This is a genomic window from Streptomyces torulosus (assembly GCF_001419765.1).
Lineage (GTDB): Bacteria > Actinomycetota > Actinomycetes > Streptomycetales > Streptomycetaceae > Streptomyces > Streptomyces torulosus.
Genome location: NZ_LIRK01000628.1, coordinates 6815 through 7219 on the forward strand (window position 1 = coordinate 6815; position 405 = coordinate 7219).

Here is a 405-nt window from a genome sequence, read left to right on the forward strand (position 1 = left end):
GGGCGGCTCGACGGCACCGTTCTGTCCGAAGCCACCCGAGAAGTCGGCCTGGCCGGCCTCCTGGAGCCGCTTCAGGAAGGTGTGGTCCTCACCCACCGGTACGGCGGTGAGCCCGGCCCGGGTGATCTCCTCGGTCAGCGCGGGCTGCGACGCCACGTAGACGTCGTGCCCCGCCGACCGCAGGGCCCAGGCGAGCGGGATCAAGCTGTGGAAGTGGGTCTTCTCTGAGTGGGTCGCGAAGAGCACCCGCATCGGGCGGAAACCTTCCGTTCGGTGGGCGAAGAGGCCGCGCCCCGGGCTGCGGGACCGGCACCCGGCAGCAAGGCTGCTCCGCCGCGGCCCGCCCGCCAACCCCTATCGCCCCCACCTCCCCGGACCCCGCCCGACCCGTCAACCCTATGCGCG

General features: G+C 73.1%; 1 pseudogene. It reads right to left on the reverse strand.

Annotation, left to right across the window (positions count from 1 at the left end):
• A pseudogene (locus AOK23_RS48675) lies at positions 1–252 on the reverse strand (activator-dependent family glycosyltransferase); the annotation flags it as partial.
• Positions 253–405: the final 153 nt, after the last annotated feature.